This is a genomic window from Pseudomonas sp. NPDC087342, from assembly GCF_044744265.1.
In the GTDB taxonomy this organism is placed as follows: Bacteria; Pseudomonadota; Gammaproteobacteria; order Pseudomonadales; family Pseudomonadaceae; genus Aquipseudomonas; species Aquipseudomonas nunensis.
Genome location: NZ_JBIUXZ010000021.1, coordinates 69,079 through 96,061 on the forward strand (window position 1 = coordinate 69,079; position 26,983 = coordinate 96,061).

Consider the following 26,983-nt stretch of genomic DNA (forward strand, 5'->3'; position numbering starts at 1 on the left):
GCCTGCTCTACGTGATGGACCCGATGTGTTCGTGGTGCTGGGGCTTCGCGCCGGTGGCTGAAGCGCTGGTCGAGCAGGCGCAGGCGGCGGGCGTGGAATTGCATCTGGTGGTGGGCGGTTTGCGCACCGGCAGTGGTTCGGCGCTGGAGCCGACCACCCGGCGCTACATTCTTGAGCACTGGCAAGCGGTCACCGAGGCCACCGGCCAGCCGTTCAAGCGCGAAGGCGCGTTGCCCGACGGCTTCGTCTACGACACCGAGCCCGCCTGCCGTGCGCTGGTGACGGCGCGCAGCCTGGCGCCGGATTGCGCGTGGAAACTGCTCGGGCTGATCCAGCACGCGTTCTACGCCGAAGGTCGCGACGTCACCCATGCCAGCGTGCTGGTGGAGTTGGCGGAAAAGGCCGGGCTGCCGCGCATCGAGTTCGCCGCCGCGTTCGACCGTGCCGACCAGCACGCCGCCACCGCCGCCGATTTCACCTGGGTCCAGGACCTCGGCATCGCCGGGTTCCCGACTTTGCTGGCCGAGCGCGACGGGCAACTGGCGTTGCTGACCAACGGCTACCAACCCCTGAGTGTCCTGTCACCGCTGCTCGGCCGCTGGCTGGAGCGCGCTGCCTGTGCATGATCTGCCCGACGATGCACCCGCTTCCCCGCGTGTCGATCGACTGAGCTGGGCGGAAATTCGCCGACTGGCCCTGCATCACAAAAAATCCCTGTGGATCGCCAACGGCGTGGCCGTGCTGGCGACCCTGTGCAGTGTGCCGATCCCGTTGCTGTTGCCGTTGCTGGTGGACGAAGTGCTGCTGGGCCATGGCGATTCCGCGCTGAAGATCATGAACCACGCACTGCCGGATGCCTGGCAGAAAGCCGCCGGCTACATCGGCCTGATGCTGCTGGTGACCTTCGTCCTGCGCTGTGGCGCGTTGCTGTTCAACGTGGTGCAAGCGAAGTTGTTTGCGGCGCTGGCCAAAGACATCGTTTATCGGATTCGTGTGCGGCTGATCGAACGGCTCAAGTGCATTTCCCTGGGCGAATACGAAAGCCTGGGCAGCGGTACGGTGACCACGCACCTGGTCACCGACCTCGATACCCTCGACAAGTTTGTTGGCGAAACCCTCAGTCGTTTCCTCGTGGCAATGCTGACCCTGGTCGGTACCGCGAGCATTCTGGTGTGGATGCACTGGAAACTTGCGCTGCTGATCATGCTGTTCAACCCGCTGGTGATCTACGCCACGGTGCAGCTCGGCAAACGGGTCAAGCACCTGAAGAAGCTCGAGAACGACAGCACCTCGCGTTTCACTCAGGCGCTGACCGAAACCCTGGATTCGATCCAGGAAGTGCGCGCCGGTAACCGCCAGGGCTTTTTCCTCGGACGGCTCGGCCAGCGTGCCCGGGAAGTGCGCGATTACGCGGTGAACTCGCAATGGAAAACCGACGCGTCGAACCGGGCCAGTGGTTTGCTGTTCCAGTTCGGCATCGATATTTTCCGCGCCGCGGCGATGCTCACCGTGCTGTTCTCGGATCTGTCCATCGGCCAGATGCTCGCAGTGTTCAGCTACCTGTGGTTCATGATCGGCCCGGTCGAACAGCTGTTGAATCTGCAATACGCCTACTACGCTGCCGGTGGCGCGCTGTCGCGGATCAACGAGTTGCTGGCGCGTGCCGATGAGCCGCAATACCCCGGTGGCGTCGATCCATTCCAGGGGCGCACCACCGTAGGCATCGATGTTCAGGGCCTGAGTTTCAGTTATGGCGATGAGCTGGTGCTGGATCAGATGAACCTGAGCATCGCCCCCGGTGAAAAAGTCGCGATTGTCGGCGCCAGCGGTGGCGGTAAAAGCACCCTGGTGCAATTGCTGCTGGGCTTGTACACGCCGCTGGCCGGGGCGATTCGTTTCGGCGGTGCGACGCAAGAAGAGATCGGCCTGGAAACCGTGCGGGAAAATGTCGCCGTGGTGTTGCAGCATCCGGCGCTGTTCAACGACACCATCCGGGCCAACCTGACCATGGGCCGCGAACGCAGCGACGAAGCCTGTTGGCAGGCCCTGGAAATCGCCCAACTCGATGGCACGGTGCGCGGTTTGCCCCAGGGCCTGGACAGTGTGGTTGGTCGTTCCGGTGTGCGTTTGTCCGGTGGCCAGCGTCAACGGCTGGCCATCGCACGGATGGTCCTGGCCCAGCCCAAAGTGGTGATCCTCGACGAGGCCACCTCGGCGCTGGATGCCGCCACCGAATACAACCTGCATGAAGCGCTGGCGCGGTTCCTCAGCGAACGTACCACCCTGATCATTGCCCACCGACTGTCAGCGGTGAAGCAGGCCGACCGCGTGCTGGTGTTCGATGGCGGGCGCATCGCCGAGGATGGCGACCATCAGCAACTGATCGCCGATGGTGGTTTGTACGCCAAGCTTTATGGGCATTTGCAGCAGTTGTAAGTCAGTTCCACAGGACTTGCAGCGCGTTTTCCCCGCCGTCGTATCCAAACTCCTTGACGACCACCGAGCAGCTGTTGCACGGAGGCATGGTGGTGGCGATGTTGACGGACTGGATCATTTCGCGATTCGGGTATTTCTCGCGTATCACGCTGATCAGTTTGGCCTCGCTGTCCAGGGACGTCGGGCGACTGGTCAGCGCAGGCTGGTAGGTGTCGATGTCTTTTATCGTATGCGGTACGGCCAACAACTTGCCATCCGGTGAGACGTTAAGTGAGCTCCTGGTAAATGCCCGATTGAAATCGATGTTGAAATAAGTCGTGCCGTTGATGATCACCTGACCATGCGGGAACGGTGGCTGAAACAGCGGTAAATAACCGGTCAGCCCCTGCGCACCTGAAACGCTGACATAAACCTCCCGTGCCCCGGCCGCCGTGATGACTTCGGCATAGGCAATATTCCTCGCGTTCTGTGTACGAAGTCTTTTAGGAAGCAATTTCTGGAGCTTGTTCATTGTTGAATGGATTTTCAGGTTGCTGTTCATCGGGGTCGAAATGGTTTTCTCGACGAACAGCGTATCGAAGATTTCCGCGGTTCTTTGTCGAAAGGGCTCCGAGGCCTCCATGCTGCGTGACCACGACGTCGCGCCCTCCGGCAGACGGCTGACGATCATGCGTGTCGAATGATCGAACAGCAGCGCCTCACCAGGACTGGTGTCGACTTTCAACCATTGGAGCGTCTCGGGTGGCCTGGCGTGGCCACCGATCGGTATGGCGATTTCTTCCATGGTTTTCAAGGCGCGCTCAACGGCGTCGGTCCCATGGATTCGCGCCATGTTGTTGGCATTCAGGGAGCCGGTGTAGACCGTTTTCAGTTCGGCATTCAGCTCCTTGGGCAGTGTTTCGGCTTTTCTGAAGGTCAGGAGCTCATGGGCCTTTTGCCCCTTGAGGCGCTCGGCGACATAAAAATCGCCAGCATTAATACGAATATAAATGTAGTGCCTGGATTCATCCATGGACTCGACGATGATGGCGCCCACCCTCAAATTGTCCACGAGTTGTTGGCGCGGTTCGGGCACGCTGAGCATGACCCGTCCGTAGATACCTTTCTGGAACTCCAGGGTGGCGTCGAGGTTTGCATGCCTGGCGATGTCTGCGGCCCGCATCGGTGCACGGTCAGTGGCGGGGGTGTAGATGACATCGCCAAACCAGTCTGCCCAGCCTTTGGTTTCATCGTAACTGCCGATGCTCGGGACTGGGGCCGGTTCACGGGTCACGTAGCGGGTCTTGCAGACATCGGTGCCTGGGGCTCGACTTATCCGGCAGGGGATGGCCTTGAGTGCATCGTCATCGATCAGGTCGGCGCGACGCAGCGTGTCGCCGTCCAGTCTGTATGGAATGTCGTCGAGAAAGATCGTGGTACGGCCATCGACTTCAAGCACTTCGCGCACACGAGTGTGTTCAGGGACCTCGATGAGCGCATGGTTGTCGATCTTGCCCAGGGAATCGTAGCGGGATCGTCCTGGCGACAGTTCGCCGGATTTGGTCGCCAGGGTCGGGCCAAACAATTTTGACGATAGCGGATCGACCAGGCGATAGTCGGACTTGCCAGCGCTTGCCAGATTACGGACCGATACGTCGTCGACGCCGTTTACCCGGGCCAGTTCCTCACCGTCCACCAAGGGCTTCCAGTGACCCACATCGCCAACCTGGGGGTGGCTGCGCACGAAGTTATAGCGACCTGCTCGTCCCAGCAGTTCCATCAGCCTGAAACGTCCGGCGCGACCTAACTTCATCATGACCACACTCAGTCCGTTCAGCAGAGAGAGGGGACCATCGAGCGGGTTCAGAGCGCCGGCAATCGAAATCACCAGTTCCAACGTCAGTGATCTGAACGACGGCAATGTGGCACGCAAGGTCAGCCGACTGGAACGGGCGACCAATTGCATCGAGCCCGAGGCAAATTTGCCGATCGGCAACGCAAATGAAATGACATCGACGAACAGGCCGAACGCGCCGTGGATCAAGCGTGTCTTGTCGCCCGAGTCCAGGTCTTCGATACTGCTCCAGAACGGCACCAGCATCTTTGCAACGGCGACGACTTTTTCGTACCAGGCTGATTTGCGATCAAACTGGGTCTGGCCATAAGCGGCGTTGCGCAGTGCTTTCGGGTCGACGAATAGCAGCCCGCTTGCAATGGCATGACTGATTTTCACCGTGCGATACGAGGACAACGTTTGCGGGGGGAGGGCGGCGTTTTCCGCGCTATAGGGGGTTGCATCAAGGGTGTCACCCAACTGTTCGATGATGGCCTGACAACGGCTTTCCTTTCGCGGTGCGCTGCCGTTTGAATGAGCGTCCCAGTCAAACGGCAGATCCTTATGCCGCCATACCGAAACGGCCACGGTGCCGGATCTGGAAACGCGCCAGCGTTCAGTCTGGAGAGCGCCACTGAACAACCCCGATTCCAGTTTTTCGAGGCGGCGTATCACGCCAGCCTTGGGCAACAGTTCGTAATGCGTGGTGTTACCGGCATGGGTTGCCTGGAGGATCAGGCCATTGCGGGCTCTGAGCGGCAAGATCAGCTCAGGTGTCTCGTTTTGCGCCTCAATGCCCTGGCTTTCCTTTCTCAGGCTATGGATCTTGACCGCTCCGAACTCCAGGGCCAGACGGTCAGCGCAAGGCAGCGATGCAATCAGGCTTCTGATCAGCGTTTCATAGGCGGCCGTGGTTTTCTTTACATAGTGTTCGAATTCCGTCTCGAACAATGCCTTTACGTCAGGCAGCTTGGTGAACGGCGACATGACTATTGGCAAACCCACGAACTCGCTCTCTGGAGCGGGCCATGCCCCTTCGGTTTTTATCGTTCGATGCTCATTGATCCGAATCCATTGTTTGCTGAGCGTGGTGCCATCGGCTTCTGTAACCCGCCATTTTTCCTGATTATCAAACTTGCCGGAAGCCAGTACGTCGAGGAACGAGTAGTAGTCGTAATCCTTGCCCGGGAGGTAGGGGACGTCACGGGAAACAGAAACAGGTGGGCCCAGTTTCCTCGCCAGTTTGCGACCGTCCGAGATGAAGGCGTCTTTACCGAAGAGCTTTGCCATCTCCCTTTTACCGATGGACAGACGTTCGGGGGGCTCTTCGTTGAGTTGGATAACGGCGTTATTGAGTTGCTCGGTGTACTTGTCCAGTTCCGCCAGCGCCCGCTCAACTTCTTTTTGCGTGTACTGGTCGTACGGTTTCTGGGCAATGACGCCGTAAGTTTGCGCCCAGTCCAATGTTGGCATCAGCCGCGCCAGGCCAATATATTTCAGAGTTTCAGTCGTTGCGTTTTCGCTCAGCAAGAGGGGCAGGTTGGCCAGCTGTTGGAAATTGAGCCGCTCCAGCGACCGGGGATCACTGGCCTTGATCAAGTTCACACCCGTGACAAAGTTGACCCAGACGATTGAGCTTTTGTAGGCAAGTTCGGCCGGAATCCCTGTTACACGGAATTCGCTCGGAAATCGTGGCAAAAACAACCGGGCAATAACTATCGCCTCTTTTTCCGATGAAGCACGCTTTGACTTAAGTAGATGGGTTTCAAAATCAGCCTGAATGGCCTGATAACTTTTGCCCCAGTTAGCGCGCGCCTGCCAGGCGTAACCGGCAATCTCCTCAGTATGATCATCGGTAGGCCCGGTCAGCCAGAGTTGCAGTGCCTGGGCGATCAGCCGGGTTTTGATAAAGGGTGAAGTGTCTTCACCGATTTCCCCGCCATACCAATCCAGGGTCGATAGCAACAGCACTCCAAGTTGTTCGGCTTCGGTGCTTTGCAGGATTTTTTGCAGATAAACAGTCGGTGTCGCCCGAACTTGCTCGAGGGTGGTATCAGCCAGGATGGTGTTGGCGAGGTGGGTCAGTGGTGATGTGTTTTGATCAGGCCGGAACTGGTTGAGGGTGTCGATGATTTCCGCGCGGATGATCCCCGCGTGAATCTTCTGGATATCGATCTGCGAAGGCTCGGGCGAGTCACGTCGATGGGCTCGGAATACGGCGCGATCTTTATCAGTGGGGCGTCGTCTCAGCACCAGAATATCGAAGTCGTCCTCCAGCCTTAGTTGATGGCTGGCGATTTTTTCTTGCAGGGCATTTATCGCGGCGGGATGTTCTTGCGGGTGTCGCGGCTTCCACGGGACGAGGCCGTAAAATCCGCACATTCTGCCCAGGCTGATCGTACGGTTGGAGTTGATCTGACCGCCTAATAAAGTGGCGGCCCGTTCGATCCGGTGTTTCAACGCTTGCCAACTGGCCTGTTCCATCAGATCCAGGGTGACCTTGTAACCCTCGTTACTCCAGCCTCGATAAACATACTGACCCTCTTCAAGGGTGACGTTCAGGTCGCCGTGTTTGATTTGATGCTTTGTGCACATATTGATGTAGTCCCGGTCGCGCAATAAGTGCCATAGCGCATTCAGGCCGTCCTCGCTCACCCGGTGCAGCGGTGAAAAAGGCCCTATCGGTATCGGATTAAAGAGATGAACCAAGTTGGGTGGTTCGTTCATGGCAGACAGCATGAGTTGGTAATCTTCCAGCTGGCCTGTATGCAGTTGGGCTTCGGTAGGGTGTGTCGGCGGGAACAGGCCGCCGGGCGTGATTGTTTGCATGAAGGAGCATCTCTTGATGGTTGTTGAGCTTCGCATCGCTTTGCGCGAGGGCGTCCTGGCTCGATTACAAGCGATCAAGTGAAGTCCGAGGTGGTACATAGTTATGGCGGCGGATGTCCTTGGGGGCTGTTGACCGTCCTTTTTGGCCGATCTGCACTGAAAAGCCGTTATTTATGGCAACTTGTCCATGTTGCGAGCAGAAGCCTCCTTGCGGGAAAAGGGATCGCCTCCTAGTCTTGCGGGAGTGGCGGGATCTGGATGATGATCAGGGCAGTGCCAATGCAAGGGACCTCATGAAGCCAAAACGGACTCTCGGAACGCCACGATTGTTGGGCATTGTCTGGCCGTTTATCGCCGTCGTGCTGTTTCAAGCGTTGCTCGGTGGTGTCAGCCTCTATGTGCTGTCGGCGGTGCGCGGCTATGTGGCCGGCGAAAGCCTGTGGTCCAAAGGCCAGAAAGACGCCATCTATTACCTCAACCTCTACGCCGACAACCGCGACGAGGCGATCTTCCGCAAATACCAGAACGCTATCGCCGTGCCCCAGGGCGGGCATGAGTTGCGCGTGGCGCTGGACAAGCAGCCGCCGGATCTCGAAGCCGCACGGGTGGGGATCCTCAAGGGCGGCAACCATCCGGACGACGTCGCCAGCCTGATCTGGCTGTACCTCAACTTCCGACACTTCAGTTACCTGGAAAAAGCCATCGATCGCTGGACCGTGGGCGATGCTTACCTGGTGCAACTCGATGACGTCGCCCGGGAGATGCACCAGCGTGTCGTCGATAATCAGGCCACCGCTGCGGATATCAAGCGCTGGAAGGATCAGATTTTTGCCATCAACGACAGCGTAACCCCGGCCGCCAAGGCGTTCAGCGACGCGCTGGGCGAGGGCTCGAGAGTGATCCTGCGGCTGTTGCTGGTGACCAACCTGGCCACGGCGCTGGGGCTGATCGTCCTGGCATTGCTGCGCACCCACAAACTGCTCAAGCAGCGGCATGCCTTTGCCGAGGCGTTGCAACTGGAGAAGGATCGCGCGCAGATTACCTTGCAGTCGATTGGCGATGGCGTGATCACCACGGATGTCGAAGGGGCGATTGCCTATATGAACCCCGCCGCCGAAGCCATGACGCACTGGAAAGCCGAGCAGGCCACCGGGTTGCCGCTGGCGGCGCTGTTCAATCTGCTGGATGAAAACGCCCAGGCCGACGGCTTTACCTTGATCGAGCACATTTTAAGTGGCCAGCTCAGCGGCGGCAGCGAGCATTCCAAGCTGATCCAGCGCCTGGATGGCAGCACGGTGTCGGTGACTCTGGTCGGCGCGCCGATCCGCAATGCCGGCAAGGTCAGCGGCACGGTGCTGGTGCTGCACGACATGACCCAGGAACGGCAATACATTGCCAATCTGTCCTGGCAGGCTACCCACGACGCCTTGACCGGTTTGGCCAACCGCCGTGAATTCGAATACCGCCTGGAGCAGGCGCTGCACAACCTCACGCGGCAGCCGGGGCGCCACGCCTTGATGTTCCTCGATCTGGACCAGTTCAAACTGGTCAACGATACCTGCGGCCATGCGGCGGGAGATGAGCTGCTGCGACACATCTGCGCGTTGCTGCAATCCGGTCTGCGCGAAGGGGACACGCTGGCCAGGCTGGGCGGCGACGAATTCGGCATCCTGTTGGAGAACTGTCCACCGGAGCACGCGGAAAAAATTGCCGAGGTGCTTCGCCAGACTGTGCAGAACCTGCACTTTGTCTGGAAGGGCCGGCCATTCCTGACCACCGTCAGCATCGGCCTGGTGCATGTCGCGCAAACCCCGACCACCCTCGAATCCTCGCTACGCGCCGCCGATATGGCCTGTTACATGGCCAAGGAAAAGGGCCGCAACCGGGTGCAGGTCTACCACGCCGACGATTCGGAACTGTCCCTGCGTTTCGGCGAAATGGCCTGGGTGCAACGTTTGCACATGGCCCTGGAAGAAAACCGCTTCTGCCTGTACGCCCAGGAAATCGCCCCCCTGGGGCATGTCGAGCACGGCGGCGGGCACATTGAAATACTGTTGCGCCTGCATGACGAGGCCGGGCGGATGATCTTGCCTGACAGTTTCATTCCGGCCGCCGAGCGTTATGGTTTGATGACGTCGCTGGATCGTTGGGTTGTGGAGAATGTATTTAAGATCATCGCGCAATGTATTGCCGAACAGCGTAAAGGTCCGTTGGCCATGTGTGCGATTAATCTGTCAGGTATTACTATCGGAGATGAGGCGTTCCTGGACTTCCTGCGTGAACAGTTTGTTACTTACTCTATTCCTCCTGAAATGATTTGTTTTGAAATTACAGAAACCAGCGCTATATCGAATTTGGGAAGTGCAATCAGATTTATTAATGAACTCAAAGGTTTAGGTTGCCACTTCTCACTTGATGACTTTTGCGCCGGAATGTCCTCGTTCGCTTACTTGAAACATTTACCTGTAGACTTCTTGAAGATCGATGGGAGTTTCGTAAAGGACATGCTGGACGACCCGATTAACCGCGCTATGGTCGAGGTGATTAACCACATCGGCCATGTCATGGGTAAACGCACCATTGCCGAGTTTGTCGAGACACCGCAGATCGAGCAGGCACTGCTCGAAATCGGTGTCGATTACGCTCAAGGGTATGTTATAGAACGCCCGCAACTGTTTACCTGCGACAGCTTGCAAAGTCGTCCCGCCAGACCACAGCCTCTGTTATTCAAGGCGCCTGGCACGTTCCGTTGAAATCTCTTGCTGATCTTACAATCACAAATCAAAAGGAGCCGAACAGTGATCGACACATTCAACCGAACCGGACCACTCATGGAAGCTGCAAGTTATCCCGCCTGGGCTCAGCAACTGATCCAGGATTGCAGCGAGAGTAAGCGCCGAGTTGTCGAACACGAACTGTATCAGCGCATGCGAGATAACAAACTCAGCGCAAAGACCATGCGTCAGTACCTGATAGGGGGCTGGCCGGTGGTCGAGCAGTTCGCGTTATATATGGCACAAAACCTCACCAAGACCCGCTTCGCTCGCCATCCCGGCGAAGACATGGCGCGTCGCTGGCTGATGCGTAACATTCGTGTCGAACTCAATCATGCCGATTACTGGGTGCACTGGAGCCGCGCGCACGGTGTCAGCCTGGAAGATCTGCAAGCACAACAGGTCGCCCCTGAACTGCATGCGTTGAGCCATTGGTGTTGGCACACCAGTTCGGCGGATTCGCTGATCGTGGCTATCGCCGCCACTAATTACGCCATCGAAGGCGCGACCGGGGAATGGTCGGCGTTGGTATGTTCCAGTGGTGTCTACGCGGCAGCCTTCCCCGAGGAAGATCGCAAACGCGCCATGAAGTGGTTGAAGATGCATGCCCAGTACGACGATGCCCATCCGTGGGAAGCACTGGAAATCATCTGCACCCTCGCGGGTACGAACCCGAGCAAAGCGCTGCAAGTGGAACTGCGCCAAGCGGTGTGCAAGAGCTACGACTATATGTTCCTGTTCCTGGAGCGCTGCATGCAGCAGGAACACGCGGAACGGGCGCCGGTAGCGCGGGAAAGGATGGCGTTGGTCGAGAGTTGATCCCTTAAGGCAACACAAACCAAATGTGGGAGCGGGCTTGCTCGCGAAAGCGGTAGATCAGTCGACTAAATGGTGACTGTCAGTCCGCCTTCGCGAGCAAGCCCGCTCCCACATTGGTTATGCGGTGTGGCTAAGTGCTTAGCCCGCCATCGCCAGGCGATTACGCCCCTCGCGCTTGGCCACGTACAGCGCGCTGTCGGCCCGGCGCAACAGGCTTTCGGCGGACTCACCGGGCAGCAAGGTCGAGCAACCGAGGCTGACCGTCAGGTCGATCACTTGGCCATCGGCGCAATACTCCTGAGCCTGGGCAGCAAACCGCAGGCGCTCGCCGACCATCGCCGCCGCTTCCCGCGTGGTGTTGGACAGCAGAATCAAAAACTCCTCGCCGCCGAACCGGAACACCATGTCCACGTTGCGCAACTGGCCTTTGATCGAGGCGGCCACCGCTTTGAGTACTTCATCGCCGGCGCTGTGCCCGTGGCTGTCATTGACCCGTTTGAAGTGGTCGATGTCGAGCATCAGCAACGACAAAGGCTGCAAATGACGCCGTGACATTTCTATTTCCCGCTGCAGGGTCTGATCCATGGCGACGCGGTTGCCGGTGCCAGTGAGCGGGTCACGCAGGGCGCTTTGGGTCGCGGCGCGATAGAGCAGGGCGTTGCGCATCGGATACAGCAGCGCCGACAGCAGCGACTCCAGATTGCCTTGTTCCTGTTCGTTGAAACGCTGATTGCGGCGGAACACCAGCTCACCCAGATGTTCACCTTCATGGCTCAGGCTGTAGCTGACCGTATGATGACCGCGCTGACCGAATTCCAGACGCAAGTCACTGGTCTTGTGCTCATAGCTCAAGGCATCCAGAGGGACAAGGCGCTGAATTTCGCGGAAAAAGAGCCCGAGAATGCGTTGCGGCTCCAGACTGGTTTGCAGTTGCAGGCCCAGTTGCTGGCGCAATTGCGCGAGGCTGACCGGCCGCTCCAGGAGAGGAGGCTGCTGACCAAAGCCCAGGCGTTGCAATTTGGCGCTATCGAAGTCAATTGCGTTGGTCTGGGAAGGTGATTTCATATGGCGTGAGCCCCTAAGCAGTAAGGCTGTCTTACAGGCTGGGTGAGAGCGGCTTTGGGCTGCGCGTCATACTGGTCCATCAGTCCCGTAGGACATTTGGTACGAGTTTAGTCCGCTTTGCCGAATATAAGTAACCTATCGACTCAGGCGCTAACGCCGGCTGCTGTCACACTGCGTGTCTGAACAAAATTAGAGCGAAAGTCGTGCCATTCGGTTCATTCGGATAAAAGCCGTTCTAAATCATTGGATTAGAGCGCTTTTCGAGAAATTTCGCCGAGATCGGCGGCATTTGTTTGACTGGAAAGGGCAGAAGTTGCAGCGGTTGTAATGTGCCGCGACGGTTAAATGTCGCGGCACAAAAGCGACGTGCGGGCATTACTGAGCGTTGAACGACTGGCCATTGATGCCCGTGCTGTCCGGGCCCATCAGGTACAGGTAGACCGGCATGATCTCCTCGGGCGTCGGGTTGTTCAGCGGGTTTTCACCCGGATACGCCTGGGCGCGCATGCTGGTGCGAGTGGCGCCGGGGTTGATGCTGTTGGAACGAACCGGTGCCACGGTATCGACTTCATCGGCCAGGGTTTGCATCAACCCTTCGGTGGCAAACTTGGAAACGCCGTAAGCGCCCCAGTACGCCCGGCCCTTGCGCCCGACGCTGCTGGAGGTGAACACCACCGAGGCGTCCTGCGACAGCTTCAGCAGCGGCAGCAGGGTGCTGGTGAGCATGAACATGGCGTTGACGTTGACGTGCATCACGCGCATGAAGTTTTCGCCGGACAACTGCTCGATCGGCGTACGCGGACCAATGATCGAGGCGTTGTGCAGCAAGCCGTCGAGATGGCCGAACTCGGTCTCGATCATCGCCGCCAACTCATCGTATTGATGGGGCAGGGCGGTTTCCAGGTTGAACGGGATCACCGCCGGTTGTGGATGCCCGGCCGCTTCGATCTCGTCGTAGACCTGAGTCAGGTTGGCTTCAGTCTTGCCCAGCAACAGTACGGTGGCACCGTGGGCGGCGTAGGTTTTCGCCGCCGCAGCGCCGATGCCACGGCCAGCGCCGGTAACCAGGATGACCCGGTCCTTGAGCAATTCAGGGCGGGCGGAATAATCAAACATAAAAAAACCTCAACACAATTAAGGCGAACACGGGACTTGTGGCGAGGGAGCTTGCTGTGGCGAGGGGGCTTGCCCCCGTTGGAGTGCGAAGCGCTCCCATATTCCCCTCAGTCTCGTCGTATTTGCAGGTTTTGCGACTGCTTCGCAGCCGAGCGGGGGTAAACCCCCTCGCCACAAATGTTTGTCGCAGCCAATCAGGTCAGCAACTACAGAGCGCGCTATCCAGCACCTTGCGCAACTCCAGCGGATGATCCACCACCACATCCGCGCCCCAATGCCGCGGGTTGTCGTCCGGATGGATGTAGCCATAGGTCACGGCGGCGGTTTTGGTCCCGGCGTCGCGGCCCGACTCGATATCGCGCAGGTCATCGCCGACAAACAACACGCTGGCAGGGTCCAGGTCGAGCATCTTGCAGGCCAGGATCAACGGCTCCGGGTCCGGCTTGCTGTTTTTGACGTGGTCCGGGCAGATCAGCAGCGCCGAACGCTCGGCCAATCCCAGCTGTTGCATGATCGGCTCAGCAAACCGTAATGGTTTGTTGGTCACCACGCCCCAGATCAGGTTGGCTTTTTCAATGTCGGCCAGCAGTTCGCCCATACCGTCAAAGAGTTTGCTGTGAACCGCGCAATCCTTGAGGTAACGCTCCAGGAACTCCAGGCGCAGCTCCTCGAAGCCCGGCGACTCCGGGTCCATGGAGAACGTCACCGCGACCATCGCCTTGGCGCCGCCGGAGATCTCGTCGCGAATGTGCTTGTCGTTCATCGGCGGCAAGCCGCGATCGGCGCGCATCGCCTGGCAGATGGCAATAAAGTCCGGCGCAGTGTCGAGCAGGGTGCCGTCCATGTCGAAAAGGACTGCTCTGATTCGCATCGGCTTACTCCTCGCGCAGAGTCTGGATCATGTAGTTGACGTCCACGTCGGCCGCCAGTTTGTAGTGCTTGGTCAGCGGGTTGTAGGTCAACCCGATGATGTCCTTGACGGTCAGGCCGGCCATGCGGCTCCAGGCACCCAGCTCGGACGGGCGGATGAATTTCTTGAAGTCGTGAGTGCCACGGGGCAGCAACTTCATGATGTATTCGGCGCCGATGATGGCGAACAGGTAAGCCTTCGGATTGCGGTTGATCGTCGAGAAGAACACTTGGCCGCCAGGCTTGACCATCTTGAAGCAGGCACGGATGACCGAAGACGGATCCGGCACGTGTTCGAGCATTTCCAGGCAGGTGACCACGTCGAACTGCTCAGGCATCTCTTCGGCCAGGGCTTCGGCGGTGATCTGGCGGTATTCGACGCTCACGCCGGATTCCAGTTGATGCAACTGCGCGACCGCCAGCGGCGCTTCGCCCATGTCGATGCCCATGACGGTGGCGCCGCGCTGGGCCATGGCCTCGCTGAGGATGCCGCCGCCACAACCGACGTCGAGGACTTTCTTGCCGGCCAGTTTGACGCGTTCGTCAATCCAGTTGACCCGCAGCGGGTTGATGTCGTGCAGCGGTTTGAACTCGCTTTCGCGGTCCCACCAGCGATGGGCCAGGGCTTCGAATTTGGCGATTTCGGCGTAGTCGACGTTGCTCATGGTTTAAGTCCTCTAAAACTTGAAAAATCCTGTTGCCCCGGGTGTGCGCCCGAGGTGCTTACGATTCGGTGTGGCCGCTGATGCGCTGGCCCCAGGCCTTGGCCGTGGCGCAGAGTTGTGCTTCATCCAGGCGCGTCAGGCGCTTGTCGTCGAGCAGTTGCTTGCCGGCGACCCAAACGTGTTTCACACAGTCGCGGCCAGTGGCGTAGATCAGTTGCGAAACCGGGTCGTAGATCGGTTGCTGGGCCAGGCCGGACAGATCGAACGCAACGATGTCTGCAGCCTTGCCAATCTCCAGCGAGCCGGTTTCAGTCTCGATGCCCAGTGCACGGGCGCCGTTGAGGGTGGCCATGCGCAAGGCGCGGTGGGCGTCCAGCGCGGTGGCCGAACCGGCGACAGCCTTGGCGAGCAATGCGGCGGTGCGGGTTTCGCCGAGCAGGTCCAGGTCATTGTTGCTGGCCGCGCCATCGGTGCCGACGGCGACGTTCACCCCGGCCTGCCACAGGCGTTCCACCGGGCAGAAGCCGCTGGCCAGTTTCAGGTTCGACTCCGGGCAATGAATCACATTGGTGTTGCTTTCTACCAGCAAGGCCAGGTCTTCATCGCTGATCTGGGTCATGTGAACCGCCTGGAAGCGCGGCCCGAGCAAGCCCAGGCGACCGAGGCGGGCCAGTGGGCGCTCGCCGCGCTGTTCCACAGCTTGCTGCACTTCGAAAGCGGTTTCATGGACGTGCATGTGAATCGCGGCGTCCAGCTCCTCGGCAATCACCCGGATTTTCTCCAGGTTTTCGTCGCCTACGGTGTAGGGTGCGTGAGGGCCGAAGGTGATTTTGATACGTTCGTGGTGCTTGAGATCGCCGAACAATTCGACGCCCTGACGAATGGCGTCATCCGCCGTGGCGGCACCGGGAATCGGGAAATCGAGGATCGGAATTGCGATTTGCGCGCGAATGCCGCTGTTATGCACGCGTTCGCTGGCAACCTTCGGGAAGAAATACATGTCAGAGAAGCAGGTGATGCCACCTTTCAGCTGTTCGGCGATCGCCAGGTCCGTGCCATCGCGCACAAACTCTTCATCGACCCACTTGGCCTCGGCCGGCCAGATGTGGTTTTCCAGCCAGGTCATCAACGGCAGATCATCAGCCAGGCCGCGGAACAGCGTCATCGCTGCGTGGCCATGGGCGTTGACCAGCCCGGGGCTGAGCAGAACATCCGGGAGCTCGCGGACTTCGGTCGCGTTACACTTCAGCGCTTCGGCACGCGGGCCGATAAACACGATGCGACCGTCGCGGATGCCCAGGCCGTGCTCTTTGAGAACCACGCCGGCGGGTTCGACGGGTACCAGCCAGGTCGGCAGCAATAATAAGTCGAGCGCAACGGCAGGTTTCGGCATCGAAGATCGGTTCCAGTGCTTTTGTAAAGGATGGCGAAGTATACCCGAGCGTCTTCGCGGGGGGATCGCTATAATCGGCGGCTTTTGTTCATGAGTGCGGGGTGAAGGATGCGCGATCGACTATTGGCTGCAGAGAAAGTTAAGGCCATCGATTGGCGTGATGGTGCCCTGTACCTGCTGGATCAGCGTATTTTGCCGTTCGAGGAAACCTGGATCGCCTACACCAGCGCCGCTGGCGTGGCCGAGGCCATTCGCTCGATGGTGGTGCGCGGTGCACCGGCGATCGGCATCAGTGCCGCGTATGCCATGGTGCTGTCAGCCCGCGCCCGGATTGCCGAAGGCGATGACTGGCAGGCATCGTGGGAAGAGGATTACGCGTTGTTGGCGGATTCCCGTCCAACGGCGGTCAATCTGTTCTGGGCCCTGAGCCGCATGCGTGACCGCCTGGACCGTCTCAAGGGCGATGCCGATCCTCTGGCAGCGCTGGAGGCCGAGGCCATCGCGATCCACGAAAGCGACCGCGAAGCCAACCTGACCATGGCCCAACTGGGTGTGGATCTGATTCGCAAGCATCAGGGCAATGCCCAGGCGATCCTGACTCACTGCAACACTGGCGCGCTCGCCACCGGCGGTTTCGGCACGGCGCTGGGGGTGATTCGCGGCGCCTTTATTGAAGGCATGGTCGAGCGTGTCTACGCCGACGAAACCCGTCCCTGGCTGCAAGGTTCGCGGCTGACCGCGTGGGAACTGGCCAACGAAGGCATTCCCGTGACCCTCAATGCCGATTCCGCCGCCGCGCACATCATGAAGACCAAAGGCATTACCTGGGTGATCGTCGGCGCTGACCGGATCACCGCCAATGGCGATGTGGCGAACAAGATCGGCACTTATCAATTGGCCGTGAGCGCCATGCACCACGGCGTGCGTTTCATGGTGGTGGCGCCGAGTTCGACCATCGACATGAATCTGGCCAGTGGCGACGATATTCCTATCGAAGAGCGCGACGGCAGCGAGTTGCTGGAAGTCGGCGGCAAGCGGGTCGGGGCGGATGTCGATGCCTTCAACCCGGTATTCGACGTGACACCGGCGGACCTGATCGATGCAATCGTCACCGAGAAGGGTATCGTCGAGCGGCCGGACACGGCGAAAATGGCACAGTTGATGTGCCGCAAGCGTCTGCATTGACGATCTTTAGCGTCAGTTAAATCGCAATCGCGAGCAAGCTCGCTCCCACACTTGACAGTGTCTGGCTGGATAACTCGGTCAAATGTGGGAGCGAGCTTGCTCGCGATAGGGCCCGCAAAGCCAACAAATCAGCCTGAATTCGTCATTCGACAAGGCTCTAAGCCTCTCTCGTCCCCGTTAAGCCTGTCACCGGTCAACTAACTATGCTCCATGCGCATCAGGGGGATAGGTGCGTGGCGGCTCTTGTGATAACATCCGGCGTTTTCCGAGGCAGTCCCACGGGGTTGTCTTTACTGCGCAGATCCATGGCATAACTCGTTGATTTGTCGTAAGTCGGTGCATGGCAATCAGCTGGCATCGGCGAGCTTCGTTCGTCCCAAATGGATGTGACGAAGTTTCACCAGAAAAAGGAATCAGGCTTCTCATGGGCGAACTGGCCAAAGAAATCCTCCCGGTCAATATCGAAGACGAGCTGAAGCAGTCCTACCTCGACTACGCGATGAGCGTAATTGTCGGGCGGGCACTGCCGGATGCGCGCGATGGCTTGAAGCCCGTGCACCGGCGTGTGCTGTTCGCGATGAGCGAGCTGGGCAACGACTTCAACAAGCCGTACAAGAAATCTGCCCGTGTTGTCGGTGACGTGATCGGTAAGTATCACCCTCACGGTGATACCGCGGTGTACGACACCATCGTTCGGATGGCGCAGCCATTCTCCTTGCGCTACCTGCTGGTAGACGGTCAGGGCAACTTCGGTTCGGTGGACGGCGACAACGCCGCGGCCATGCGATACACCGAAGTGCGCATGACCAAGCTGGCGCACGAGCTGCTGGCTGACCTGCACAAAGAAACCGTGGACTGGGTGCCGAACTACGACGGCACCGAAATGATCCCGGCGGTCATGCCGACCCGTATTCCCAACCTGCTGGTCAACGGCTCCAGCGGTATCGCCGTGGGCATGGCGACCAACATCCCGCCGCACAACCTCGGTGAAGTCATCGACGGTTGCCTGGCACTCATCGACAACCCTGAGTTGACCATCGATGAGCTGATGCAATACATCCCTGGTCCGGACTTCCCGACCGCCGCCATCATCAACGGTCGCGCCGGCATCATCGAAGCCTACCGTACCGGTCGCGGCCGCATTTACATGCGCGCTCGCTCGATGATCGAAGACATCGACAAGGTCGGTGGCCGCCAGCAGATCGTCATCACCGAACTCCCGTACCAGCTGAACAAGGCCCGTCTGATCGAGAAGATCGCCGAGCTGGTTAAAGAGAAGAAGCTGGAAGGCATCACCGAACTGCGCGACGAGTCCGACAAGGACGGTATGCGCGTCGTGATCGAGCTGCGTCGCGGCGAAGTGCCTGAGGTGATCCTCAACAACCTTTACGCCCAGACCCAGCTGCAAGCGGTGTTCGGTATCAACATCGTTGCGCTGATCGACGGCCGTCCACGGATCCTGAACCTCAAGGACCTGCTGGAAGCCTTCGTTCGTCACCGTCGCGAAGTGGTTACCCGCCGTACCGTGTTCGAACTGCGCAAAGCCCGCGAACGTGGCCACATCCTTGAAGGTCAAGCGGTTGCCCTGTCGAACATCGACCCGGTCATCGCCCTGATCAAGGCTTCGCCGACGCCGTCGGAAGCGAAGGAAGCGCTGATCAAGACTGCGTGGGAATCTTCCGCCGTGGTCGCGATGGTTGAACGCGCCGGTGCCGACTCGTGCCGTCCAGAGACCCTGGACCCGCAATACGGTCTGCGCGAAGGCAAGTACTTCCTGTCGCCGGAACAGGCGCAAGCCATTCTGGAACTGCGTCTGCACCGTCTGACCGGTCTGGAGCACGAGAAGCTGCTGGCCGAGTATCAAGAGATCCTCAACCAGATCGGCGAACTGATCCGCATCCTCAGCAGCGCCACGCGCCTGATGGAAGTGATCCGCGAAGAGCTGGAAGTGATCCGCGCCGAATACGGCGACGTGCGCCGCACCGAAATTCTCGATGCCCGTCTCGACCTGACCCTGGGTGACATGATCCCGGAAGAAGAGCGCGTCGTGACCATCTCCCACGGTGGCTACGCCAAGACCCAGCCATTGGCTGCGTACCAGGCTCAGCGTCGTGGCGGTAAAGGCAAATCGGCCACCGGCGTCAAGGATGAGGATTACATCGCTCACCTGCTGGTCGCCAACAGTCACACCACGCTGCTGCTGTTCTCCAGCAAAGGCAAAGTGTACTGGCTGAAAACCTACGAAATCCCGGAAGCGTCCCGTGCGGCCCGTGGTCGTCCGCTGGTCAACCAGCAGCCGCTGGACAGTGAAGAATACATCACCACCATGCTGCCGGTCGACGAATACACCGAAGGTCACTTCATCTTCATGGCGACTGCCAAAGGCACCGTGAAGAAGACCCCGCTGGAATCCTTCAGCCGTCAACGCAGCGTCGGCCTGATCGCGCTGGAGCTGGATGAAGGCGATGTGCTGATTTCTGCTTCCATTACCGATGGTAGCCGCGAAGTCATGCTGTTCTCCGACGGCGGCAAGGTCACTCGCTTCAAGGAAACCGACGTTCGCGCCATGGGCCGTACCGCTCGTGGTGTGCGCGGCATGCGTCTGCCGGAAGGCCAGAAGCTGATTTCCATGCTGATCCCGGAAGAAGGCAGCCAGATCCTCACCGCTTCGGCGCGTGGTTACGGCAAGCGTACGGCGATCACCGAGTTCCCTGAGTACAAGCGTGGCGGTCAGGGCGTTATCGCCATGGTCAGCAACGACCGTAACGGCCGTCTGGTCGGTGCAGTCCAGGTGCTCGATGGTGAGGAGATCATGCTGATTTCCGACCAGGGCACCCTGGTTCGTACCCGTGTCGACGAAGTTTCCAGCCTGGGTCGTAACACCCAGGGCGTGACCCTCATCAAGCTGGCCAGCGACGAAACGCTGGTCGGTCTGGAGCGGGTCCAGGAGCCGTCGGAAGTCGAGGGCGAAGAGCTCGAAGGTGAAGAGGGCGAAGCAGGTGCGGTGTTCGACGGTGAAGTCGTGATCGACGACGTTGCCGACGACCAGCAACTCGACGCTGCAGCCGACGAAGAACCGCAGGAATAAGCGGACAAGCAGGGGGGCGGATGAAGATTCGCCCCCTTGTTGTTCACCGGTATGAAATATCGACGCCCATGGAGCTCCGTGTGGGTGCCGGGCTTTTGTGGCGAGGGGGCTTGCCCCCGTTGGGGTGCGAAGCGCCCCTGAAACCGATCACCGCAATCTTGCATAAGGCGGTGGTGATCGGTTTACGATTGCTACGCAATCGAACGGGGGCAAGCCCCCTCGCCACAGGCAAGCCCGCTCCCACATGAGATCTGCGTCGACTGATATGTTTGCATGACCCACCAAATCAGAGCGAGATTGGATGTGAGCAAGAGAGCCTATAACTTCTGTGCCGGTCCTGCGGCGCTGCCTGAAGCTGTCCTGAAGCGCGCTCAGGGTGAACTCCTCGATTGGCACGGCAAGGGCCTGTCGGTCATGGAAATGAGCCATCGCAGCGATGAGTTCGTGTCCATCGCCACCAAGGCCGAGCAGGATCTGCGTGATCTGCTGAATATCCCTTCGAACTATAAAGTGCTGTTCCTGCAAGGCGGCGCCAGCCAGCAATTTGCCCAGATTCCGCTGAACCTGCTGCCTGAAGGTGGCTCGGCCGACTACATCGACACCGGTATCTGGTCGCAGAAAGCCATCGAAGAAGCTTCGCGCTACGGCCACGTCAACGTTGCCGCGACCGCCAAGCCTTACGACTATTTCGCTATTCCCGGCCAGAACGAATGGAACCTGTCGAAAGACGCGGCCTACGTTCACTACGCGCCAAACGAAACCATCGGCGGCCTGGAATTCAGCTGGATCCCGGAAACCGGCGACGTTCCGTTGGTGGCAGACATGTCTTCGGACATTCTCTCGCGTCCGGTGGATATTTCGCGTTTCGGCATGATCTACGCCGGAGCCCAGAAAAACATCGGCCCGAGCGGCATCCTGGTCAACATCGTGCGCGAAGACCTGCTCGGTCACGCCCGTTCGCTGTGCCCGACCATGCTCAATTACAAGGTCGCGGCCGATAACGGCTCGATGTACAACACGCCGCCGACCCTGGCCTGGTACTTGTCGGGCCTGGTGTTCGAGTGGCTGAAAGAGCAGGGTGGTGTCGAGGCCATCGGCAAGCTCAATGAAGTCAAACAGCGCACGCTGTACGATTTCATCGACGCCAGCGGCCTCTACAGCAACCCGATCAACAAGTCGGATCGCTCGTGGATGAACGTGCCGTTCCGCCTGGCAGACGATCGTCTGGACAAGCCATTCCTGGCCGGCGCCGACGAGCGCGGCCTGCTGAACCTCAAGGGTCACCGTTCCGTGGGCGGCATGCGCGCCTCCATCTATAACGCCGTCGACATCGTTGCGGTCAACGCACTGATTTCGTACATGGCAGAGTTCGAGAAGGAACACGGCTAATGTCTGAGCAAGAACTCAAGGCACTGCGCGTCCGCATTGATGCCCTGGACACCAAAGTCCTGGAGCTGATCAGCGAACGCGCACGCTGCGCCCAGGAAGTTGCGCGAGTAAAGATGGCCTCGCTGGCCGAAGGCGAAGTGCCGGTGTTCTATCGTCCTGAGCGTGAAGCCCAGGTGCTCAAGCGCGTGATGGAGCGTAACCAGGGGCCGCTGGGCAACGAAGAGATGGCGCGTCTGTTCCGCGAAATCATGTCCTCGTGCCTGGCCCTCGAACAGCCGCTGAAAGTGGCTTACCTCGGCCCTGAGGGTACTTTCACTCAGGCCGCGGCCATGAAGCATTTCGGCCACGCAGTGATCAGCAAGCCCATGGCGGCGATCGACGAAGTGTTCCGTGAAGTGGCGGCCGGTGCGGTGAATTTTGGCGTGGTCCCGGTGGAAAACTCCACCGAAGGCGCGGTCAACCACACCCTCGACAGCTTCCTGGAACACGACATGGTGATCTGTGGCGAAGTCGAGCTGCGGATCCACCATCACCTGTTGGTCGGCGAAAACACCAAGACCGACAGCATCAGTCGCATCTATTCCCACGCCCAGTCCCTGGCCCAGTGCCGCAAGTGGCTGGACGCCCATTACCCGAATGTCGAGCGCGTGGCGGTGTCCAGCAACGCCGAAGCGGCCAAGCGGGTAAAAGGCGAGTGGAACTCGGCGGCGATTGCCGGCGACATGGCCGCAGGCTTGTACGGGCTAACCCGTCTGGCCGAGAAAATCGAGGATCGCCCGGATAACTCCACGCGCTTCCTGATGATCGGTAGCCAGGAAGTGCCGCCGACCGGCGACGACAAGACCTCGATCATCGTCTCCATGAGTAACAAACCTGGTGCGCTGCATGAGCTGCTGGTGCCGTTCCACGACAACGGCATCGATCTGACACGGATCGAGACTCGTCCGTCGCGCAGCGGTAAATGGACTTACGTGTTCTTCATCGACTTCGTTGGTCATCACCGTGATCCATTGATCAAAGGTGTGCTGGAAAAGATCAGTCAGGAAGCAGTAGCACTCAAAGTGCTGGGTTCCTACCCGAAAGCAGTTCTCTAAGGGGTAGCAAATGAGTGGTGACTTCCTCGCTCTGGCACAGCCGGGCGTGCAACAACTTTCGCCGTACGTTCCGGGCAAGCCTGTGGACGAACTGGCGCGCGAGCTGGACATCGATCCGGCCAAAATCGTCAAACTGGCCAGCAATGAAAACCCGCTGGGTGCCAGTCCCAAGGCATTGGCCGCGATTCGCGAAGAATTGGCCGAGCTGACCCGTTATCCCGACGGCAACGGTTTTGCGCTCAAGACCCTGTTGGCCGAGCAGTGCCGCGTCGAGCTCAATCAAGTGACGCTGGGCAACGGCTCCAACGACATTCTGGAACTGGTTGCCCGCGCGTATCTGGCGCCGGGCCTGAATGCGGTGTTCAGCGAGCATGCGTTCGCGGTCTATCCGATCGTGACTCAGGCCGTAGGTGCTGAGGCGCGGGTTATTCCTGCCAAAGACTGGGGCCATGATCTGCCGGCGATGCTGGCTGCGATTGATGCCGATACCCGCGTTGTATTCATCGCCAACCCGAACAACCCGACCGGGACATGGTTCGGCGCCGAAGCGCTGGACGAATTCCTGCAGGACGTCCCGGCCCATGTGCTGGTGGTGCTGGACGAGGCTTACATCGAATACGCCGAAGGCAGCGACTTGCCGGATGGCCTGGATTTCCTCGCCGCTTATCCGAACCTGCTGGTCTCGCGCACGTTCTCCAAGGCCTATGGCCTGGCGGCGTTGCGGGTCGGTTATGGCTTGTCCACCGCCGTGGTCGCCGATGTATTGAATCGCGTGCGTCAGCCATTCAACGTCAACAGCCTGGCCCTGGCCGCGGCGTGCGCTGCGTTGCAGGATGCCGAATACCTGGCTGAAAGCCGTCGCCTGAACGAAGCCGGCATGCTGCAACTGCAAGCGGGTTTCCGTGAGTTGGGGCTGAGCTGGATTCCGTCCAAGGGCAACTTTATCTGTGTTGATCTGGGGCAGGTCGCTGCGCCGGTCTTCCAGGGTTTGCTGCGCGAAGGCGTGATCGTGCGTCCGGTGGCCAATTACGGCATGCCGAACCACTTGCGCATCACCATCGGCCTGCCGGCTGAGAACAGTCGCTTCCTTGAGGCGCTGACCAAGGTTCTGGCTCGTGGTTGATGTCACTGCACTGCAATCTGCTGAACCTATGATCGGGCGCCTGGTGGTGGTTGGTCTGGGGTTGATCGGTGGTTCGTTTGCCAAGGGTTTGCGCGAAAGTGGCCTGTGCCGCGAAGTGGTCGGGGTCGATCTCGATCCGCAATCGCGCAAACTGGCAGTAGAGCTGGGCGTGGTGGATCGCTGCGAAGACGACCTGGTGGCTGCTTGCCAGGGCGCGGACGTGATCCAGCTGGCGGTGCCGATCCTCGCCATGGAAAAAATGCTCGCCCGTTTGGCCGGCATGGATCTGGGCCAAGCGATCCTGACCGACGTTGGCAGCGCCAAAGGCAATGTGGTGCGTGCGGCCACCGAAGCATTCGGCGGCATGCCGGCGCGCTTCGTACCGGGGCATCCGATTGCCGGTTCCGAGCAGAGCGGGGTGGAAGCCTCGAATGCCGAGCTGTTCCGTCGCCATAAAGTGATTTTGACGCCGCTGGATCAAACCGATCCGGCAGCGCTGGCCGTGGTCGACCGTTTGTGGCGCGCATTGGGCGCCGATGTCGAGCACATGCAGGTCGAGCGCCATGATGAAGTGTTGGCGGCAACCAGCCATTTGCCGCACTTGCTGGCGTTCGGTTTGGTCGACTCGTTGGCCAAGCGCAATGAAAATCTTGAGATCTTCCGTTACGCTGCGGGCGGTTTTCGCGATTTCACAAGAATCGCGGGTAGCGACCCGGTCATGTGGCACGACATCTTCCTCGCTAACCGCGAAGCTGTCCTGCGTACACTCGATACATTTCGCAGCGACCTCGACGCCTTGCGCGACGCGGTCGATGCAGGGGATGGGCACCAATTGTTGGGCGTATTCACTCGCGCCCGGGTTGCCCGCGAACATTTCAGTAAAATCCTGGCCCGCCGGGCTTATGTGGACGCTATGAACTCCAACGACCTGATTTTCCTGGCACAACCTGGTGGCCGCCTGACTGGGCGGATTCGTGTACCGGGCGACAAATCGATTTCTCACCGCTCGATCATGCTCGGCTCCCTGGCCGAAGGCACCACTGAAGTGGAAGGTTTCCTCGAGGGCGAAGATGCCCTGGCGACCTTGCAAGCCTTCCGCGACATGGGTGTCGTGATCGAAGGTCCGCACCACGGTCGCGTGACCATCCACGGCGTCGGCCTGCATGGCCTGAAGCCTGCGCCAGGTCCGATCTATCTGGGCAACTCCGGCACGTCGATGCGTCTGCTGTCCGGCCTGTTGGCGGCGCAGAACTTCGACAGCACCCTGACCGGTGATGCTTCGCTGTCCAAGCGCCCGATGAATCGCGTGGCCAACCCGCTGCGGGAAATGGGTGCCGTGATCGAGACTGCTGCAGAAGGTCGCCCACCGATGACCATTCGTGGCGGCAACAAGCTCAAAGGCCTGACCTACACCATGCCGATGGCCAGTGCCCAGGTTAAGTCCTGCCTGCTGCTTGCGGGTCTGTATGCCGAAGGCAAGACCACCGTCACCGAGCCGGCACCGACCCGTGACCACACCGAGCGCATGCTGCGCGGCTTTGGCTATCCGGTCAGCGTCAACGGTGCAACGGCGTCGGTCGAGTCCGGCCATAAGCTGACCGCCACCCACATTGAAGTACCGGGCGATATTTCGTCGTCGGCGTTCTTCCTGGTGGCTGCGTCGATTGCCGAAGGTTCGGAGCTGGTGCTCGAACACGTCGGCATCAACCCGACCCGTACCGGCGTGATCGACATCCTGCGCCTGATGGGCGCCGACATCACTCTGGAAAACCAGCGTGAAGTGGGCGGCGAACCAGTGGCTGACCTGCGCGTACGGGCAGCTAAACTCAAAGGTATCGAGATTCCCGAGGCGCTGGTTCCGCTGGCCATCGACGAGTTCCCGGTGCTGTTCGTGGCAGCGGCCTGTGCCGAAGGGCGCACCGTACTGCGCGGCGCTGAAGAGCTGCGAGTCAAGGAGTCGGACCGGATCCAGGTCATGGCCGATGGTTTGCTGGCACTGGGCGTCAAGTGCGAGCCGACCCCGGACGGCATCATCATCGACGGCGGCCTGATCGGCGGCGGCGAAGTGCACGGTCACGGCGATCACCGGATTGCGATGGCCTTCAGCGTGGCTTCGTTGCGCGCTACGGCACCGATCCGCATCCATGACTGTGCCAACGTCGCGACCTCGTTCCCGAATTTCCTGGCGCTGTGCGCGCAGGTCGGTATCCGCGTTGCACAAGAGGCTCAGTCGTGATTATCAAGCCACCGGTCATCACCATCGACGGGCCCAGCGGTTCGGGCAAGGGCACTATTGCCGGAATTCTGGCCAAGCGTCTGGGGTGGTGCCTGCTGGATTCCGGTGCGCTGTATCGTCTGCTGGCATTCGCTGCGCGCAACCACGGCGTCGATCTGACCAATGAAGAGTCGCTGAAGCTGCTGGCCGCTCATCTGGACGTGCAGTTCGTCGGCGCGACCGAAGGTCATCCGCAGCGGATCATCCTTGAAGGTGACGATGTCACTGACGATCTGCGCAATGAGCAGGTCGGTGCCTGGGCTTCCCAGGTCGCGGCGCTGCCGGCGGTGCGCGATGCGCTGCTGCAACGCCAGCGGGCGTTCCAGGAGGCGCCGGGCCTGGTGGCCGATGGCCGCGACATGGGCACGGTGGTATTTCCCGACGCGCCGTTGAAGATATTCCTCACTGCCAGTGCCGAGGAGCGTGCGCGCCGTCGATACTTGCAGTTGAAGGGCAAAGTCGATGGTGTTAGTCTGTCGAGTCTGCTAGATGAGATACGTGTCCGCGACGAGCGTGACACCCAGCGAGCGGTAGCCCCGCTCAAACCGGCGGCTGACGCCATACAGCTGGATTCCACGGAATTATCCATCGATCAGGTGCTGGAACGCATCATGAGCGAGATCGCCATTCGCGATATCGCCGGGTGACCAAGAAGCTGCGCAGGGGACCAGTCATAGTCTTGCGCTGCTTCTTTAAATGAACGTAACCCACGTCGTCTGGGATGTGGAGATGGGCGTATCCTTCGCCCTTATTCAACAGGAATTAAAATGAGCGAAAGCTTTGCGGAACTCTTTGAAGAAAGCCTAAAAACCCTGAACCTTCAGGCAGGCTCCATCATCACCGGTGTTATCGTTGATATCGATTACCAAGCTCGCTGGGTAACCGTTCACGCTGGCCTGAAGTCTGAAGCACTCATCCCGCTTGAGCAGTTCTACAACGATGCTGGCGAACTGACTATCAACGTCGGTGACGAAGTTCACGTTGCTCTGGACTCGGTTGAAGACGGCTTT

Annotated in this window: 18 protein-coding genes; 12 read left to right on the forward strand and 6 right to left on the reverse strand. The window is 59.6% G+C overall.

The features are described from left to right. The first annotated feature begins 23 nt into the window (after window positions 1-23). Window positions 24-626, forward strand: a complete 603-nt coding sequence (locus tag ACIOYV_RS26750; protein WP_204280853.1) for a DsbA family protein — start codon at window positions 24-26, stop codon at window positions 624-626. Further along, window positions 619-2,436 carry an ABC transporter ATP-binding protein gene (locus tag ACIOYV_RS26755; protein WP_401328507.1) on the forward strand — a complete coding sequence of 606 codons (1,818 nt, stop codon included), beginning with the start codon at window positions 619-621 and terminating at the stop codon, window positions 2,434-2,436. The genes ACIOYV_RS26750 and ACIOYV_RS26755 overlap by 8 nt, the downstream gene beginning before the upstream one ends. Before the next feature lies 1 nt (window position 2,437). Here the strand turns inward: ACIOYV_RS26755 and ACIOYV_RS26760 are convergent, their stop codons facing one another. Further along, window positions 2,438-7,078, reverse strand: coding sequence for a hypothetical protein (locus tag ACIOYV_RS26760; RefSeq protein ID WP_401328510.1), 4,641 nt, complete (start codon window positions 7,076-7,078; stop codon window positions 2,438-2,440). A gap of 293 nt (window positions 7,079-7,371) precedes the next feature. On the opposite strand from ACIOYV_RS26760, the gene ACIOYV_RS26765 reads away from it, so the two are divergent. Together ACIOYV_RS26765 and ACIOYV_RS26770 are read left to right on the forward strand one after the other, a co-directional pair. Further along, window positions 7,372-9,831 (forward strand): EAL domain-containing protein, encoded by a 2,460-nt coding sequence (locus ACIOYV_RS26765; protein WP_401328513.1) that lies wholly within the window; start codon window positions 7,372-7,374, stop codon window positions 9,829-9,831. A gap of 78 nt (window positions 9,832-9,909) precedes the next feature. After that, window positions 9,910-10,671: a TenA family transcriptional regulator gene (locus ACIOYV_RS26770; protein ID WP_283777401.1), complete on the forward strand. Its 762-nt coding sequence runs from the start codon at window positions 9,910-9,912 to the stop codon at window positions 10,669-10,671. A gap of 138 nt (window positions 10,672-10,809) precedes the next feature. On the opposite strand, the gene ACIOYV_RS26775 is transcribed toward ACIOYV_RS26770, so the two are convergent. The 5 genes from ACIOYV_RS26775 to ACIOYV_RS26795 all read right to left on the reverse strand — a co-directional run bounded on the left by ACIOYV_RS26775 (window position 10,810) and on the right by ACIOYV_RS26795 (window position 15,819). Further along, a complete protein-coding gene (locus ACIOYV_RS26775) occupies window positions 10,810-11,736 on the reverse strand; it encodes a GGDEF domain-containing protein (RefSeq protein WP_054051896.1) in 927 nt (308 codons plus the stop codon). A gap of 375 nt (window positions 11,737-12,111) precedes the next feature. Beyond that, on the reverse strand, window positions 12,112-12,852 hold the full coding sequence (locus tag ACIOYV_RS26780) for a YciK family oxidoreductase (protein WP_401328517.1): 741 nt from the start codon (window positions 12,850-12,852) through the stop codon (window positions 12,112-12,114). A 199-nt stretch (window positions 12,853-13,051) separates the two neighbouring features. Continuing rightward, window positions 13,052-13,723, reverse strand: a complete 672-nt coding sequence (gene mupP / locus ACIOYV_RS26785) for an N-acetylmuramic acid 6-phosphate phosphatase MupP (protein ID WP_123510125.1) — start codon at window positions 13,721-13,723, stop codon at window positions 13,052-13,054. 4 nt (window positions 13,724-13,727) lie between these two features. Continuing rightward, complete coding sequence (gene ubiG, locus ACIOYV_RS26790) at window positions 13,728-14,426, reverse strand: bifunctional 2-polyprenyl-6-hydroxyphenol methylase/3-demethylubiquinol 3-O-methyltransferase UbiG (RefSeq protein ID WP_401328520.1); 699 nt, start codon at window positions 14,424-14,426, stop codon at window positions 13,728-13,730. A gap of 58 nt (window positions 14,427-14,484) precedes the next feature. Then, a complete protein-coding gene (locus ACIOYV_RS26795; RefSeq protein WP_401328522.1) occupies window positions 14,485-15,819 on the reverse strand; it encodes a TRZ/ATZ family hydrolase in 1,335 nt (444 codons plus the stop codon). A 108-nt stretch (window positions 15,820-15,927) separates the two neighbouring features. Between ACIOYV_RS26795 and mtnA the strand changes: the two genes are divergently transcribed. From mtnA to ACIOYV_RS26835, 8 genes are all read left to right on the forward strand, one after another. Continuing rightward, window positions 15,928-17,004, forward strand: coding sequence for an S-methyl-5-thioribose-1-phosphate isomerase (gene mtnA / locus ACIOYV_RS26800; RefSeq protein WP_054051905.1), 1,077 nt, complete (start codon window positions 15,928-15,930; stop codon window positions 17,002-17,004). A gap of 424 nt (window positions 17,005-17,428) precedes the next feature. Beyond that, window positions 17,429-20,092 carry a DNA gyrase subunit A gene (gene gyrA, locus ACIOYV_RS26805; RefSeq protein ID WP_401328526.1) on the forward strand — a complete coding sequence of 888 codons (2,664 nt, stop codon included), beginning with the start codon at window positions 17,429-17,431 and terminating at the stop codon, window positions 20,090-20,092. 303 nt (window positions 20,093-20,395) lie between these two features. Further along, window positions 20,396-21,481, forward strand: a complete 1,086-nt coding sequence (gene serC / locus ACIOYV_RS26810) for a 3-phosphoserine/phosphohydroxythreonine transaminase (RefSeq protein ID WP_401328529.1) — start codon at window positions 20,396-20,398, stop codon at window positions 21,479-21,481. After that, a complete protein-coding gene (gene pheA, locus ACIOYV_RS26815) occupies window positions 21,481-22,575 on the forward strand; it encodes a prephenate dehydratase (protein WP_028620536.1) in 1,095 nt (364 codons plus the stop codon). Before serC ends, pheA begins: the two co-directional genes overlap by 1 nt. Window positions 22,576-22,585: 10 nt before the next feature. Continuing rightward, window positions 22,586-23,698 carry a histidinol-phosphate transaminase gene (gene hisC / locus ACIOYV_RS26820; protein WP_401328531.1) on the forward strand — a complete coding sequence of 371 codons (1,113 nt, stop codon included), beginning with the start codon at window positions 22,586-22,588 and terminating at the stop codon, window positions 23,696-23,698. 28 nt (window positions 23,699-23,726) lie between these two features. After that, window positions 23,727-25,934 (forward strand): bifunctional prephenate dehydrogenase/3-phosphoshikimate 1-carboxyvinyltransferase, encoded by a 2,208-nt coding sequence (locus tag ACIOYV_RS26825; RefSeq protein ID WP_401328539.1) that lies wholly within the window; start codon window positions 23,727-23,729, stop codon window positions 25,932-25,934. Continuing rightward, a complete protein-coding gene (cmk, locus tag ACIOYV_RS26830) occupies window positions 25,931-26,620 on the forward strand; it encodes a (d)CMP kinase (protein WP_008148720.1) in 690 nt (229 codons plus the stop codon). Before ACIOYV_RS26825 ends, cmk begins: the two co-directional genes overlap by 4 nt. 120 nt (window positions 26,621-26,740) lie before the next feature. Then, a partial coding sequence (locus ACIOYV_RS26835) for a S1 RNA-binding domain-containing protein (RefSeq protein WP_401328535.1) occupies window positions 26,741-26,983 on the forward strand: 243 nt, incomplete at its 3' end.

What these genes read in the sequence shown, in the direction of transcription:
- mupP (WP_123510125.1), bottom strand. Translation starts at nt 13,723, where the DNA reads ATGCGAATCAGAGCAGTCCTTTTCGACATGGACGGCACCCTGCTCGAC.
- ACIOYV_RS26750 (WP_204280853.1), top strand. Translation starts at nt 24, where the DNA reads ATGTGTTCGTGGTGCTGGGGCTTCGCGCCGGTGGCTGAAGCGCTGGTC.
- ACIOYV_RS26825 (WP_401328539.1), top strand. Translation starts at nt 23,727, where the DNA reads ATGATCGGGCGCCTGGTGGTGGTTGGTCTGGGGTTGATCGGTGGTTCG.
- ubiG (WP_401328520.1), bottom strand. Translation starts at nt 14,426, where the DNA reads ATGAGCAACGTCGACTACGCCGAAATCGCCAAATTCGAAGCCCTGGCC.
- gyrA (WP_401328526.1), top strand. Translation starts at nt 17,429, where the DNA reads ATGGGCGAACTGGCCAAAGAAATCCTCCCGGTCAATATCGAAGACGAG.
- mtnA (WP_054051905.1), top strand. Translation starts at nt 15,928, where the DNA reads ATGCGCGATCGACTATTGGCTGCAGAGAAAGTTAAGGCCATCGATTGG.
- ACIOYV_RS26765 (WP_401328513.1), top strand. Translation starts at nt 7,372, where the DNA reads ATGAAGCCAAAACGGACTCTCGGAACGCCACGATTGTTGGGCATTGTC.
- ACIOYV_RS26770 (WP_283777401.1), top strand. Translation starts at nt 9,910, where the DNA reads ATGGAAGCTGCAAGTTATCCCGCCTGGGCTCAGCAACTGATCCAGGAT.
- ACIOYV_RS26775 (WP_054051896.1), bottom strand. Translation starts at nt 11,736, where the DNA reads ATGAAATCACCTTCCCAGACCAACGCAATTGACTTCGATAGCGCCAAA.
- ACIOYV_RS26760 (WP_401328510.1), bottom strand. Translation starts at nt 7,078, where the DNA reads ATGCAAACAATCACGCCCGGCGGCCTGTTCCCGCCGACACACCCTACC.
- pheA (WP_028620536.1), top strand. Translation starts at nt 21,481, where the DNA reads ATGTCTGAGCAAGAACTCAAGGCACTGCGCGTCCGCATTGATGCCCTG.
- hisC (WP_401328531.1), top strand. Translation starts at nt 22,586, where the DNA reads ATGAGTGGTGACTTCCTCGCTCTGGCACAGCCGGGCGTGCAACAACTT.
- ACIOYV_RS26780 (WP_401328517.1), bottom strand. Translation starts at nt 12,852, where the DNA reads ATGTTTGATTATTCCGCCCGCCCTGAATTGCTCAAGGACCGGGTCATC.
- ACIOYV_RS26795 (WP_401328522.1), bottom strand. Translation starts at nt 15,819, where the DNA reads ATGCCGAAACCTGCCGTTGCGCTCGACTTATTATTGCTGCCGACCTGG.